The following is a 15,356-nucleotide window of genomic DNA, read 5'->3' on the forward strand; positions in this document are numbered from 1 at the left end:
TACCCATGAAAAAACTTAACCTATTATTTTTTCTGTTTCTAGGCATTCAATTAGTAACTGCGCAAGATATGCAGGAAGGTTTTGGCTATCTAGAGCAAGGTGATTTTGCGAAAGCTGAAACTTTTTTTGAAGGTATTCTTAATGAATATCCAGATAACAAAACTGCAAATTTGTGTTACGGTAGGGCAGTGGGCTTAAACGGTGAACCGCAAAAGGCAACTTCGATATTTACCGATTTGCTGAAAGACTATCCCGGTGACCTGGAAATAGAACTAAATTATGCCGAATCACTTTTATGGGGAAGTCATTTTAATAAGGCTAAAGATTACTACAGTGATCTTGTACAAAAGTATCCAGAAAACTTTGCAGCACTTTTGGGCTTTGCCAACACACTTTCTAATTTAAAAGAATATGACAATGCTTTGATCTATGTGAATAGAGCATTAGAAACTTCTCCCGGCAATCCTAATGCGATGGTTTCTAAAAAATATATTCGTTTAGGATTTGCGTATCAAAAAATGCAGAATCAGGAATACGAGCCTGCGATCGCTTTGCTGAATGAAAATTTAGAAGATTTTTCTGGTGATAGGGAAACCTTGCTGAATAAAGCAAATATTTACTTAATCACTAAGGAAACCGATGAAGCTAAAAATGTATATCTGGAATTAGCCAAAAACGCTAAAGACAGTATTGTAGCTTTAAACGGAATGTCACTTGCTGCGCATATTGCTGAAAATGAAAAAGAAGCCCAGACGCTTGCTGAAAAAGCTATTGAAAAAGCTGAGGTTCTGGGAGATTCCACATCGATACAGGCTTCAAGAGAACGATATGCTCAAACATTGGTTTGGAATAAAGATTTTAAAAATGCTGAAGCTTACATTTCAGAATTAATAAAAGAATACGGCGAAGAAAACTGGGTCTTGTCACTGCGTGCAACTTTAGGAATGTATAGAAGTGATTTTAAAGAAAGTATAGCCGATTATCAGCAGATATTAGAAAAAGACACCGCTTCTTTCGATGGAAATTTGGGAATTGCCAATGCTTATTTTGCAGATGGTGAAACCGAAAATGCTTACGATGCCGCTTATCAAACTTTAATGGTGTTTCCTAATCAAAAAGATGCGACCAATTTCTTAGGGAAGTTAGATCGAAGTTTTACACCGACTGTAGAAGAGAAAATAAATTATACTTTCGATAATGGAGATAACAAAACTTATGCTACAAATACCAATATTGAATTTCCAGTTAGCACAAAACTGAGTTTTAATGCCAATTATAATTACCGAAAAACCCGAAATAGCATTACAGAAAACGAAGCAACTTCAAATAATTTTAGTTTAGGTGGAAGCTATAAGTTTCATCCAAAAGCTAGTTTTCATGTTTTAGGAGGAATAAATTCGGCTAACTCTTTCAGTAATAATTATAATCAATTCTTAGCGCAGGCTTTTTTCAAGATCAAGCCATATAAATTGCAGGATCTGGAAGTTGGTTATAACCGCGAAGTGCAGAATTTCAATGCCGATCTTTTGGATCGTGAAATCGTAGTGAACAATTATTACATGAACTATAATATGGGCACCAATTTTAATTTGGGTTGGTTTACACAGTATTATTACAGTTCGCAGAGTGATGAAAATAGCAGGAATTTGCTGTTCACCTCGTTGTATTACAATTTTCTTTCGAAGCCGGTTTTAAAAGGAGGTCTAAATTATCAATTCTTAAGTTTTAAGAATCAGGTGCCAACGATCTATTTTAGTCCGTCACGATTTAATGCGGTAGAGATTTTTGTCGACTTTTTGATGGATGAAAATGCTGTGGAAGCCAAAAGTCTGTTTTACGGATTAACTGCAGCAACCGGTTACCAGTTTATCGAAGACGATCCCAAGCAATCTACTTATCGTATCCAGGGTAGGTTTGGTTATAAATTTTCAGAGCGTTGTTTAGCGAATTTTTACGGAACCCGAAGTAACATAGCTTCTGCCACTGCAGCTGGTTTTACTTTTACTGAATTTGGATTTAGATTAAAGTGGATCTTTTTAAATAAGCCGGTTTTTGAAACGAGGTAAGTTCAGAAATAAGCAAATAAAAAGAAGCCCTAAAATATCGAAAATCGAGTAAAGACAATGTGGTTTAGAAAATCGAAATAGAATTAATTAGCATAAATATCTTTTAAAATATTTAATTCTTCAATAGTCATGGGAAGCATTTCACTATTGGTCCATTGCTGCTTTTGTTTGAATTTAGCCACGGTTTTATTGAAGGCCTTTTTCGAATTATAGTTGCTTCTAAATTTTTTGACTTTTTTTCCTTGAATTAATTTATTGAAAGCGATTTTACTACTTATCTGAAAATCAAAAATAGAATCATTTCCAAAAAGTATTTTTTTATCATTAATTATTTCAGCGTACGACAGAAATTGTCTGTTACTATTATCGGTGTTGAATTTGATAAACGAAGCAACTCGTGTCGTATAATTTGGTTCCTCACGAGTTAATTCTGGTATCTTGTTTCTTAAATATTCAACTTTAATTTCTTTTAAGGCAAGATTGTTTTCGCTTAGAAAAATATGTCCTGAGACTAAACCCTGGTCATCAGAAAGTTCGACCTTATAAATACTTTCGTTTAAATTTTTAATTCGGCCTGCATAGCTAAAATTGAAGATTTTTAATTTTTCAATCAATGGAGCGTTTGACTGTGAGAGATCCATTAGATTTAGGATTTCAGCAACACCGGTATTTAAGTCAAGCAAATATTTTTCTGTCTTTTTTACTTCAGAGATTTTGGTTTTGTTTTCTTCTTTTATAGAAGCTTTATAAGAAAGAAAGTCGGTTTCGATCATTTCTACTCCTTTACCATCCTTTTTTAAACTATATCTAAATATTCCTTCCTGGTTGTATGCTTGTGATAAAAAGTTTTTTGGGATATTTTCAAAAGCTTTTAAAATGGTATCTCTTGCATTAAAATTGTGCAAAACAACTTCATCCAAATTATACGCTAAAGCTTTTAAATATAAGGTGTCTTTAAGATCTTTCGAGGATAGTTTTTTGGTTTGATAACCCAAATGAGAAAGAATGTACTCCTCATAATCTTTTGGGGTAAAGATAATTCCGTCTTCATTACTTACACTTCCTTGATTATTGCCAAAATTCAGATTAGCGTAGGGAATAGGTTCTAGACTTAGCGAATCTAAAACCAGCGCTTGTTGAGCATATCCATTAGAATTGTAAATGAATAATATTACAATCAACATTAGCCCTTTTGGGAAGTGAGATGTAGAAGACATTCTTAAATTTTAGACTTTGAAGGAATTAAATTAAGAAAAAGAAAGTTAACGGCAAAGCCTAAAATTTGCTTCAAAAAATCTTCACTATTACTCAAATTTCCCCTGAAATTTAATCGCCTGTTCGATATGCGCCAGGTGATGATTAGAATGCCAGGCATACATCCCGATAGCGGTTTTTAAAGTGAACTTTTGCTTTCTTTCTGGATGATAAAAAGTCTTTTGCAGTTCATTTTCGCTAAAATTCTCGATCAATTTTATCCAACGATGATGTAAACCTTCTAGCAATATCAAACTTTGGTTGATATCACACGAATAATCATCTAATTGTGCCCAGGCAGTTTCGTCATAACCTCTAATGGCAGGATCTTCTTCGGTTAAAGCGATTTTAAACCTGATGATACTGTTCATGTGACTATCGGCCAGATGATGAATCACCTGTTTTATTGTCCAGCCTTCAGGGCGATATTGCCAGGATAATTCTTCTTCAGAAAGATCTTTAGTAAGATTCGATATTTTGGCGGGTAATTCAGCAATGTCCTTAGTCCAGGTTTTAAGCTGTTGCGGAGTAATTTCCGCAGGATTTATAAAGATGCCAATGGGATATTTTAGTTGTTCGAGTGTCATATTGTTATGATTGAAAAACGAATTTAGTAAATTATCTCGGTGTAAGCCCACAAGATTTTTTTTGAAATAGATTTTTAATTTCGAGAGAAGCCTCGGGGTATTATACTCTTTGGCGGTGCCAATAAAAAAGAAAATGCCGGGTAACCACTCCCGGCATTTTCACTCATAACTAACCTAACCAACTAACCAACCATTAGTTTACGACTAATCCTATTTGGGATTTATCTTTATTATCTACGATAATTATGCTGTTATAGATTCCCGGAGGCACACTTTTTAATTGAATTGGGACTTCTATTTTTCCGTTTTCCAGTTCATACTCCTTGTTATGCACCATTTTGCCGCCCATATCAAAGATCATCACTTTTACATTTTTTCCTGATTTTGGTAGCACCAAACTTGTATTATTTCTAAAAGGATTTGGGTAATTATAGGCTTTTTTTACAGGAGTATCCACTACCGCAATTGGATTTTCCTGTGAAGGAATTTCCCTAAAATTGGTAAACTGAACATTTTCGATGTTTACATTAAATTGCTGAAATGCGCTATAATTCCCTTGTACAGAAAATACTATTCCTTTTAATGGCTCGCCTTTAAAACTCTCAGAATCATTGCTGAAATCTGATAATCTTAAGTTGTAGATTTTTCCATCTTCATTGGTTTCTATAGCGTAGCGATATCTTTTATTCCAATCTGTTAAACCATCGGTAACCAGGATCACTTCAATAGGAAGATTGCTTTTAGAAGTAAATTCTAAGGCTTCAAATCCATCAGTATAAAACTGTTGATCTCCGGCCAGAACATTTCTGAAAACATTTAAAATTCCGTAGATTTCACCATTTACATTTACGTTTCTTTCTATCTGATAAGAATTGTTGCTGAAATTATGCAATTTCGCCTCTGTAATACTGAAGGAATTAATTTTGGTTTCAGCTTCAGAATAATCGATTCCCCAGGGGCCATCGGCTAAATAAAGTGCATCTGCTTTTGGTGAATTATTCCCCTGAATTTCTAAGCCTACATCAAATAAACTTCCGGCATTTATCAACACTTCTTCTTCATATTCAGCAGCTAAAGCGATGTTTTTATTGAAATCAGTTTCAGAAGCCACTTCAGTTGAACGAATATTTCCCTGGAAATTTACCGCCGTTGCACCCGAATTATTTTTGATGCGTAAATGTAATTGTCCGTTTTTATAAACTCCTTTCTTTACAAAAACACTCGGGATCTCACTTTCTTCAATATTAAAACTTAATCCATTTGTAGCTTTAAAGGTATCGATCACATGTTTAGCTAAAGTGCTTACCTGCCCCATAGAGCCGCCCCAAATCTGGAAGTTTGCGTAATTTCCTTTTGGATAATCCCCAATATTCCAGAAGCTGTACAATTTGTTTCCACCAGAGCCATTAAGTTGAACAGAAAAATTAAGTGCATATTCTAATTGACCACTAGCTCTTAGAATTTTGATCATGATAATTTCGTGACCTGCTAATTTAATTGTTCTAATATCTTCTAAACTAGAGCTGTTTAATCGATCGCAAATTACTTTAGAGTGATCGTAAATTCCGTTATCTGTTAATGTAGCCAAAGCTGCAGCAACACGCATATCACCCTGATAATAGTCTACCGAGAAGATCTCTTTCGCATTAGTGATCGCTAAAAGATCTTCTGGGCTAGACTCATATGATTGCTCAGAGCCAAACATCCCGGTTTCTGGTAGTAGGGATTCCAGTTTAACCTGGGAGTTTTTCATAAATGGGCCCTGAGCTTTATATTTTGATTGTGTACGTTTATGATCTTTAAAGTTATTTTCTTTAATTCTGCTAAAATTTCTTTTAGCGATTAGAGAAGCTAAATCTCCATTACTTTCTAACCCTCCAAGGTTTGCAGAACTTACATCTGTAGCCGATTTAATATCTACGTAATTAGCGGTTCTTATCGCATCGTAAGGATTAGCCGTTACGTAGAATAAAGCGTCATTAAAATCCTGATCACAGCTGGCATAATCACGACGAATGTCTTCGAAACCAAGGATTACTCGTTCGTTCTCTGGATCGGCCAGTAAAACATTATGCTTTCTTAATTCTGGATCGGCTTCTGGGTTATAATCAGGATTAGAAAATACCTGCCAGTGACCACCGGTTACATAACCTTTCCAACCATTAGCTAAAAGCACCCAGCCAATACCGGTTCCTGCCTTAAAATCTCCAATTTTAACTTTATCTCCGGCATATAATCCGCCACCAGATCCCGCTCCAGAAACATTAGGGAAGATAATGGTGATATCCTTTGGTTCTGGTTTTGGTTGTTTTGGCGCATTAATATCGTAAGTATAAAAGCCTAGAACATTTTTATAACCAGCACCTTCTTTTACAAAAGTTACCCATACAGCAGCATCTTTATCCAATATAAGATCGGTGTCATAACCTGCTGTAATGTAATGCGGATTATAATCTGGTACCGGATAACCTTCGGGTAATGCATCAGAAATCATTTGCATGGTTGCTGCACTTATATTGTCGCGACCAACTAAATAGTTTGGAACACCTTGATCATCATAAGTACCCAAGAAGTTGTAATCCTGTGCTGTTCCGAAAAAAGAAACTAAAAGACAAAGAAAAAGTAATTTTTGCTTCATGATCTGGCTGATTTATATCACGAAAATAGATCAGCTTTAGGCTTTTACCTTTCCTAAATCGACAGGCTATTTTTTAGTGTCGATGAATGGTTTAAAGTCTAGGACGAGTTGTCTTATGAGAAAATTGAATTGTAGGATGAACAGTTTAAATAGAATGATTGGGTAATAAAGTATCGAAATAAGGTATAATTAGGCTAAGTTTATAGTTCTAGTTTTCCGTTTTTATTAGTTCTTAAATGAACTAACCAAATGTCATATTATACAAAAATCGCCACTATTTTTTTGGTTGCTGTTTGTGTTTTGCAAATATCCTGCGTTTCAGAAAAGGAAGCAGAATCTAACAAAATCGACCTTTCTGGAGAATGGAGTCTTCGATTAGATTCTCTAGATACTGGCGCCAAGGAAAATTGGCAAATGGCCTGGGAAAATGAGAACCAAAAAGTACAATTGCCCGGAACTTTAGATGAAGCCGGGATCGGTACAAAAGATACTCTTACGCCTGCGCTCAATAATTATGTGCTATCTAGCTTAACACGTAAACGACAGTATATTGGGAAAGCCTGGTATCAAAAGCAAATTGAAATACCGAAGAAATGGGAAGGGAAATCTTTGTCGCTTAATTTGGAAAGAGTTTTATGGAAATCTACTGTTTTTGTGAACGGAGAAGAAGTAGGCTCTAAAGAGAGTTTGATCGGGAATCACCAATATGAGCCTTCAAACCTAAAAGCTGGCGAGAATACGATTAGTATTTTAATTGATAATTCAGATTTCTACCCAGATGTAAATGTGATTGGCGATCGTTATCCGGTAAAAGTAAATCAGGAAATGGCTCACGCTTATACCAATCATACTCAAATTAAATGGAATGGTATTTTAGGAGATATTTCTATTACGCCTGTTAGCCAAAAGATTTTTAAAAATGTTGAGGTTTATCCTGATACTAAAACTGGTAATTTGAATATTGAAGTTACTACAGATAGCATTATTTCTAAGCCAATTTCAGTAGAAGTTTTAGATAGCGAGGGAGCTTCAGTTATTTCAGAATCTATTTCAGATTATTCCGAAGAAGAAAATAAAATTCAATTTCAGTTTTCTGTAAAAGGAATTTTAGAAGAGTGGGACGAATTTAATCCGCAGCTTTATACGGTTCAGGTAGGTACTGAAGAAGAAAAGATCACCAAGACTTTTGGATATCGTAGCTTAAGTCATGATGGCGGAGAACTTACGCTAAATGATCACCGAATCTTTTTACGTGGAAATTTAGAATGTGTGATTTTCCCTTTAACCGGCCGTCCGCCAATGCAAAAACAAGAGTGGTTAGATCTTTATCAAAAAGCTAAGGCTTACGGTTTAAATCATTTTAGATTTCATTCCTGGTGTCCTCCTGAAGCTGCTTTTGCTGCAGCCGATGAGATTGGAATGTACCTTCAGATAGAATTACCACACTGGAGTTTAAAAGTTGGGGAAGACGAAAAAACTTGGCAATTTTTAGAAAGCGAAGCCGATAAGATCATTGCAGATTATGGGCATCATCCTTCGTTTCTATTTATGTCTATGGGGAACGAGTTAGAAGGAAACTTTGATTTGCTAAATAATCTGGTTTCAGAATTAAAAGAGAAAGACACTAGACATTTGTATGCAACTACGAGTTTTTCATTTCAGCAACCTGTAGGAACTCGTCCAGAAAAAGAAGATGAATTTTTTGTAACGCAGTGGACCGATAAAGGATGGATAAGAGGACAAGGTGTTTTTAATGAATACAGCCCTAATTTTAAAACCGATTATACCGCGAATAGCGAACATATTAACGTACCTCTAATTTCTCACGAAATTGGGCAATACTCGGTGTATCCAGATGTTAACGAGATCGAGGATTATACCGGAGTTTTAAAGCCATCAAACTTTATAGCCGTTAAAGAAGATCTGGAAAAGAAAGGTTTATTGTCGCTGGCTCCAGATTTTACCAAAGCTTCTGGTAAACTGGCAGCGATGCTTTATAAAGAAGAAATTGAAAGAGCTCTTAAAACACCTTCTTTTGATGGTTTTCAGTTATTGCAATTGCAAGATTTCCCGGGGCAGGGGACAGCATTGGTTGGACTTTTAAATGCATTTTGGGAATCCAAAGGAGCTATTAGTGCAGAAGAATTCAGCAAATTTAATAGTCCTTTGATTCCCCTGGCTCGATTTGAAAAAGCTATCTATAAAAGTGGAGAACAATTTAAAGCTGAACTGGAAGTGGCTAATTTTTACAAAGAGCTGAAGGGTCAAGAATTAGTTGCGAGTCTAACCAATAATAAAGGTGAAGTTGTTGCTGAAGAAAAGCTTGAAAATGTAAATCTATCTATAGGGAATAATACTGCTTTAGGTAATCTTCAAGTAGCAGTAAATGTTAGGAAGGCTGAAGAGTGGGAACTTAAAATAAAAGTAGCGGGAACCGACTTTGAAAACAGCTGGCCGGTTTGGGTTTATCCTGAAGAGATTACAAAACCAGAAAGCGATGTTTATGTAACAGCTTCTTTTGTTGAAGCAGATCAACTTTTAAAACAAGGCAAAAAAGTATTGCTAAACCCTGCTTTAGACGATTTAAACGGAGTAGAAGGTAGGTTTGTGCCGGTATTTTGGAGTCCGGTGCATTTTCCAGATCAGCCAGGTACCATGGGACTTTTAATCGATACTGAACACAAGGCACTAGAAAATTTTCCAACCCAAGAATATACCCAATGGCAATGGTGGGATCTATGTAAACAGTCTAAATCGATAATATTAGATGATATTTTAGTGAAACCAATTGTGCGAGTGATCGATAATTTTGTAACCAATCACAGTATGGGGAATTTATTTGAAGTAAAAGTAGGAGACGGGAAACTACTGTTTTCTTCGATAGATCTTCAAAAAAATCTAAAAGAAAGGCCTGCAGCACAGCAGTTAAAGAATAGTTTGATTCAGTATATGAATTCAGATCAATTTACCCCGCAGCAAGAAGTAAAATTTGAAGATTTACAAAAAGCTACAAAGAAATAAGCTAGTTTAGTTGCTTATATTGTTGATTAGAGAGGCCTGTTTTTTAAAAACAGGCCTTTTTTATTCATGTATTAATCCAAAAGATTAACCACCACGATTAGCACATAATTATCACGCCTATTTAATGAAAGGTCTACAGATTGAATGTGATATTCGCCATCTAGATGACTTAGCATTCTATCTTTTATAAGACTTTCGATCACAAATGGATTTTCGAAGTCTATGGGCTCTAAGATTTCCAGGTTAAAGGTTTTGTTATTCATTTTTCAATTTTTTTTGATAAAACTTTGTAAGGTTAATGTGTATTTATACACTTTATTGTAGTACGGATACTAATTTTTTTTGAAGAAGTATAAAATCTGTTTACAAGCTGAAATTGTAAGATTTTAAATCAAATTTTTAGTGTTCTTAGGTTTAGGATGTTTTTTAATTTCCGCAGAAAAAGCAAACCTAATATTGATTTAACATTTGGTAACTTTCGTATAACTTTTAAAGCCTTAATCCCACATATTTTTGCATCAACAAAAGACTTTTCTTCATATTTTTAACAGTTTAGTGCATTAAAAGTGGGAAGGCGTAGTTTCCTTCTCACTTTTTTTAAAAATTCAAGAAAAAGAAAAAAAGTGAGTCAATAAATGACCAGAATCATAATTTGGAATAGCTTAAAAAAATACTTTTCGGTTACTAAAAATTGCGGAGAGATTTAGTTGAATTATGAGATATAAAATTTTAATCGTATTTCTTTTAATATTCGAATGTTGCAAGGCACAATCCTTTAATTCTTTCGATTATGCCAAACAGCATCTTTTAGATCCATCACCGGCAGTTATATTAGTTGCATCGCATCGCGGGATGCACATTAATTATCCAGAAAATTCTATTGCTGCTATCCAGGACGCCATCGATCATCATATCGATATTGTAGAAATAGACGTGCAAATTACCAGAGATGGTATTCCTGTTCTTATGCACGATGAAGAAATAGACCGAACTACAACCGGATCTGGGAAAGTGAAAAAAATGAATTATGCTGAAATTTGCGAATTTAGGCTACTGGATAAAAATGGCAGGGAAACCGAGTTTTATGTGCCAAGCCTTGCCGAAGTTTTAGAGCTAAGTAAAAATAAGATTTTACTTGATATAGATCTAAAATTAAAAACCAGGTATTTAAAAAATGTGGCACAGGTTATAGAAGAGCAACAGGCGTTAAATTCGGTTTTCTTTTATCATGGGAAGCATTCAGTATTAAAAAAGCTAGAGAAATACCTGCCTTCAGCAATGCGAATGACAAAAGTTAGCGCAAATAGAAGAGCAGTAAAAAGAGCAATGCTTAAGGTAGATCCAGAGATTGTTCATTTAGGGAAATCTGAGAAGGATCGTGATCCTGTTTTCATTAAAAATGTTCAGGAATATTATAGAAAACCTGTTTTTGCCAATGCTTTGGGAAAATTAGATGTAGAGGCTGAAAAGAATCCAGATACCTTAAATTATTTTATCGATAAAGGAATTAACGTGATCCAAACCGATAGGCCAGATCTGGTTTTAGAATATTTAATTGCCAGAGGTAAGCATTTTAAGTTTTAGAATAGGTTTTCTTTCTACGGAAAAAAGGATCTAAAAAGTTCAAAAATCAGTAGTACTAATATTGGAGGTTTTAGAGCACTTTTTTTAAGACTGAATAATTTTTTGTGAGAAATCTTCCACGCGTTGCCAATCTGTAAATTCTATTGGTTTTTCGGTTTTTGTTGGGCCATGCGTCATTTTCATAATCATTTTGATTAGAATTCGGTCTATAAATGAATAAGATTGATAATCTAAACGCCCGGCAAAGACATCGATTAATTTTGGCTGCCAATCGATACTATTAAAAAATTTAATTACATAAGGATTGGTGTCAAATCGACTTTTCTCTGGTTTTCTGGCCACTAAATTAACCGAAAAGAAAGCCGAATTAGTCTGTTCCAATTCTGTTTGGTGATTTTCGATAAATTCAACTACATTTTTATTATGCTTTCCATACCTGATACTGGCACCAATAATAAAATTAGAATAATTAGAGATCGAGTTGTCAAAATTGGCAAGATCAAATAATTCGGTCTTAAAACCTGCATTTTCAATATGGCGGGCGATTCTTTTGCAAATTTTAAGCGTATGGCCATCTACAGTAGAATATAATATTCCCACTCTTTTTTCCATTTTCAGGGGCTTTTAGAGTAAACTTTTTATGCTGAATTCCGCTTGTGCCAATAGTGGTAATTCAGATATTAAGTTACTTATTTTTTATCGAATTTTTGGTGTGAACTGTCATTAAAATAATTGGTTCTCTTAGAAAATGATCAACGAATTTTTTGAAATGTTTTATTTTGAAGTTTATGAAATGCCTTTGCTTAAAAGGATCACGGTTTTAGTGTGAACTGCTAAAAATAAGCAAATGTTAAAATATGCTCTATAAATGAATTATTTAATAATTATTAAAGCTTTTGTTTGATAATTCGATATTTATAAATTATACTTGTAGTCTAATAAACCATTAGTCTTTTTTGAGATTAATTTTCCCCAATTATTTGTCTGGATTATTTAAAAGATAACCAAACAAATAAAAAATTAACGAAATCGATATCGTGAAATCCTATTGCTTATTGTGTAGTAGGATGAAGTAAGAAACTTATGATTTCCCAGCTATATAGGGGACAATCTCTATAAACTAAAATTAAAAATGAGTTCTTAAAACTGAATCAAACTAAACTATGTTTAAGGTTAAAAATGTAATCGATTGCATCATTTAAAATGAGAATTATGGAGGAAACAAAACTTAAATCTTTTAAAAGATTTTTTCAGCTAATCATGTTTATGACGTCCAGTTTAGTCTGGTCTCAGGATTTGATTACTATTTCTGGAAGTGTAGCAGCAGCAAAAGATGGGATGCCTCTTGGAGGGGTAAACATTTTTGTTGAAGATACAGATTATGCAACAGTATCAGACTTTGATGGTAATTTTGAAATAGTAGTTCCATCAAATGCAATTCTTACTTTAAGTTATATTGGATTTCAAACGAAAACGATTGATTTATCGGGAAGGGATAATTATGATTTCGTTTTAGAAGAAGATGTTCAATCACTTGAAGATGTTGTGGTAGTAGGGTATGGCCAGGTTAAAAAATCAGATTTAACCGGCGCAGTTTCTACTTTAGATCAGGAAGAGATTACCGCTATACCAACAACCAATGCTTTAGAAAGTTTGCAGGGTAAAGTACCTGGTTTAGATTTAACCAAATCTAGCGGACAGGCTGGTGCCAGCTTAAGTTTTAATATTAGAGGAAATAGATCGCTAAATGCTTCTAATGGGCCTTTAGTAGTTGTAGATGGTATCATTTACGGAAATACATTAGACGTTAACCCAAATGATATCGCTTCTGTAGAAGTACTTAAAGATGCTTCAGCAACTGCAATATATGGGACTTTAGGTGCTAATGGTGTTATTCTTATTACCACTAAAAGTGGTAAAATGGGTAAAAGCAGGGTTTCTGTAAATAGTTATTATGCAATACAGGATCTTGGTGGTTATGCAAATATAATGACGGGGCCAGAGTGGGTAGCTTTAAGAAGAGAAGCCAGGCGTACCGTTGGAGAGTGGAATGGTGTAGAAGATGATGTTAATATCTTTAATCCAACACAACTGGAAAATTTTCAAAACGGAATTTATACTGAATGGGCAGATGAGATTTTGGGTACAGGTAGTATTCAAAATCATCAGGTAAGTGTTTCTGGAGGTTCAGAGAAAACAGCCTATTATTTTTCTATGGAATATTTTCGTGAAGAAGGATTACTTAGAAATGATAATCTAGACCGTTACAGCGGGCGTTTGCGAGTAAATCATGAAATTTTAGACAACCTATCTGTAGGGACTAATATTCAGTATTCTATAAAGGAAAGAAATATTAGAAGAGATCCTTTAAACCAGGCCAATAAAATGAGTCCGCTTGGAGCTCCTTACGATGCTGAAGGTAATTTGCTTGTTTTTCCGGTAGGAGATAGTTCAACACTAAATCCACTTGTAGACGAGCAGCCTGGAAATTATGTGAATAACGAGGAGAATAATAGATTTTTTGGGAATGTAAGTTTAGATTGGAAACCCTTTGAAAACTTCACATTTACCTCAAGACTAGGAATAGATCGTACTAATTATAGAAGAGGTTTATTTTCTGCATCCAATACTTTAGAAGTGGGGGCAGATGGATTATCATTAGCCCGCGCAGAAAATGGATTCTTTAACCGTACTACTTTCGAAAATTTTATGAATTACAGTTTTTCTTTATCAGAGAAACATGAATTTCAAACTTTACTGGGATCTAGTGTTTGGAAAACCACGCAGGAAGATTATCTGGCAGAAGGACGCGATTTAGCTTCTCCAACAATGCTTTTTAATAATCTTGGTGCATTGCAAACACAAATTCAAAATGATAGTAGTTTAGAAGAGCGACAATTAGCTTCTTTCTTCGGAAGGTTAAATTATAAGTTTGACGAACGTTTTCTTGTAACTCTGTTACTAAGAACAGATGGATCTTCAGTGCTTGCACCAGGAAAAAAATGGGGGTATTTCCCATCTGCAGCACTTGGATGGGTGATGAGTAAGGAAAAGTTTATGGAGAATACCAATTGGATCTCTAATTTAAAACTTCGTGCCAGTTATGGTATTTCTGGGAATAGTGCAGTAACTCCTTATCAAACTTTAGGAGGACTTTCAAGAAGCACCTATGCCTTTGATGCTGGTAATGACGAGCAACCGGCATTTGGTTATTATCCATCTTTAATTGCAGCTTCAGATCTTACCTGGGAAACAACTGCCACTACAAATTTTGGTATCGATTTTGGCTTTTTCAATAACAGGCTTACTGGTACATTAGATATGTACGAGCAAAATACTTCAGACCTTTTGATGCAAAGAGCACTTCCTACAACTTCAGGATTTTCTATTGCCTGGGATAATATAGGGAAAACTAGAAACCGCGGACTAGAATTGGTGTTGTCTACCAGAAATTTAGTTGAAGAAAACAATGGAATTAGCTGGACTTCAGATATTACGTTTACTACTAATAATGAAGAAATCGTTGAATTGCCTGAAGGTGATAGAGATTTAGCAAACTCATGGTTTGTAGGACAACCTATCAATTCATTTTATAATTATGAAAAAATAGGAATCTGGCAATTGGGAGAAGAGGATCTTGCTGCACAATATGGCCAGGAACCAGGAGATATTCGGGTTAGAGACCAGAATGGTGATGGCGTAATTACACCAGATGATCGTACGATTATTGGTAGTACAGTGCCAGATTATACACTTGGTTTTAATAATAGAATCTCTTTTAAAGGGATAGATCTTAATGTATTTGTATATGCAAGACAGGGACAAACCATTACCAGTGAAGCCGCAGGATCTTATAAAATAGACGGACTTGAAAACGGTCCATTAGTAGATTATTGGACTCCAGAAAATCCAACCAATGCCTATCCAAGACCTGATGCCGGAACTAGTAGGGCAAGTACGCAGTATTATTCTACGCTTCAGTATGTAGATGGTTCTTTTTGGAAAATTAGAGATATCACTCTTGGTTATAACTTGCCAGATAGTGTTTTAGAAAATTTAAAAGTTAGTAAACTAAGATTCTATGCTACGGCCAAAAATTATTTTGTGTTTAGTGGTATGGATCCTTACGATCCTGAAAGAGGAGGTAATCTTAGCTTCCCAATGACAAGGCAGATGGTGTTTGGATTAAACTTAGAATTATAAAAT

9 protein-coding genes are annotated in these 15,356 nt (G+C 34.8%); 4 read left to right on the forward strand and 5 right to left on the reverse strand.

What is annotated here, in order from left to right; all coding sequences use genetic code 11:
- Positions 1-5 precede the first annotated feature (5 nt).
- Positions 6-2,066 (forward strand): tetratricopeptide repeat protein, encoded by a 2,061-nt coding sequence (locus tag IIF7_RS01260; RefSeq protein WP_084839849.1) that lies wholly within the window; start codon positions 6-8, stop codon positions 2,064-2,066.
- 83 nt (positions 2,067-2,149) lie between these two features.
- On the opposite strand, the gene IIF7_RS01265 is transcribed toward IIF7_RS01260, so the two are convergent.
- The 3 genes from IIF7_RS01265 to IIF7_RS01275 all read right to left on the reverse strand — a co-directional run bounded on the left by IIF7_RS01265 (position 2,150) and on the right by IIF7_RS01275 (position 6,545).
- Entirely contained in the window at positions 2,150-3,283 is a 1,134-nt protein-coding gene (locus IIF7_RS01265; RefSeq protein ID WP_139801245.1) for a carboxypeptidase-like regulatory domain-containing protein, read from the reverse strand.
- 87 nt (positions 3,284-3,370) lie between these two features.
- Positions 3,371-3,907: a YfiT family bacillithiol transferase gene (locus IIF7_RS01270; RefSeq protein WP_084839851.1), complete on the reverse strand. Its 537-nt coding sequence runs from the start codon at positions 3,905-3,907 to the stop codon at positions 3,371-3,373.
- Between the two features lie 193 nt (positions 3,908-4,100).
- Entirely contained in the window at positions 4,101-6,545 is a 2,445-nt protein-coding gene (locus tag IIF7_RS01275) for a DUF4114 domain-containing protein (protein WP_084839852.1), read from the reverse strand.
- Positions 6,546-6,794: 249 nt separating this feature from the next.
- Between IIF7_RS01275 and IIF7_RS01280 the strand changes: the two genes are divergently transcribed.
- Positions 6,795-9,566: a sugar-binding domain-containing protein gene (locus IIF7_RS01280; protein WP_084839853.1), complete on the forward strand. Its 2,772-nt coding sequence runs from the start codon at positions 6,795-6,797 to the stop codon at positions 9,564-9,566.
- A gap of 71 nt (positions 9,567-9,637) precedes the next feature.
- On the opposite strand, the gene IIF7_RS01285 is transcribed toward IIF7_RS01280, so the two are convergent.
- Positions 9,638-9,829 carry a hypothetical protein gene (locus IIF7_RS01285; protein ID WP_084839854.1) on the reverse strand — a complete coding sequence of 64 codons (192 nt, stop codon included), beginning with the start codon at positions 9,827-9,829 and terminating at the stop codon, positions 9,638-9,640.
- Positions 9,830-10,280: 451 nt separating this feature from the next.
- Between IIF7_RS01285 and IIF7_RS01290 the strand changes: the two genes are divergently transcribed.
- Complete coding sequence (locus tag IIF7_RS01290) at positions 10,281-11,150, forward strand: glycerophosphodiester phosphodiesterase family protein (RefSeq protein WP_084839855.1); 870 nt, start codon at positions 10,281-10,283, stop codon at positions 11,148-11,150.
- Positions 11,151-11,234: 84 nt separating this feature from the next.
- On the opposite strand, the gene hemG is transcribed toward IIF7_RS01290, so the two are convergent.
- Positions 11,235-11,762 carry a menaquinone-dependent protoporphyrinogen IX dehydrogenase gene (hemG, locus tag IIF7_RS01295; protein WP_084839856.1) on the reverse strand — a complete coding sequence of 176 codons (528 nt, stop codon included), beginning with the start codon at positions 11,760-11,762 and terminating at the stop codon, positions 11,235-11,237.
- Between the two features lie 600 nt (positions 11,763-12,362).
- Between hemG and IIF7_RS01300 the strand changes: the two genes are divergently transcribed.
- Positions 12,363-15,353, forward strand: a complete 2,991-nt coding sequence (locus IIF7_RS01300; protein WP_217806669.1) for a SusC/RagA family TonB-linked outer membrane protein — start codon at positions 12,363-12,365, stop codon at positions 15,351-15,353.
- The last annotated feature ends 3 nt before the right edge of the window (positions 15,354-15,356 follow it).

It is taken from the genome of Zunongwangia atlantica 22II14-10F7 (assembly GCF_002094855.1).
Classification (GTDB): domain Bacteria; phylum Bacteroidota; class Bacteroidia; order Flavobacteriales; family Flavobacteriaceae; genus Zunongwangia; species Zunongwangia atlantica.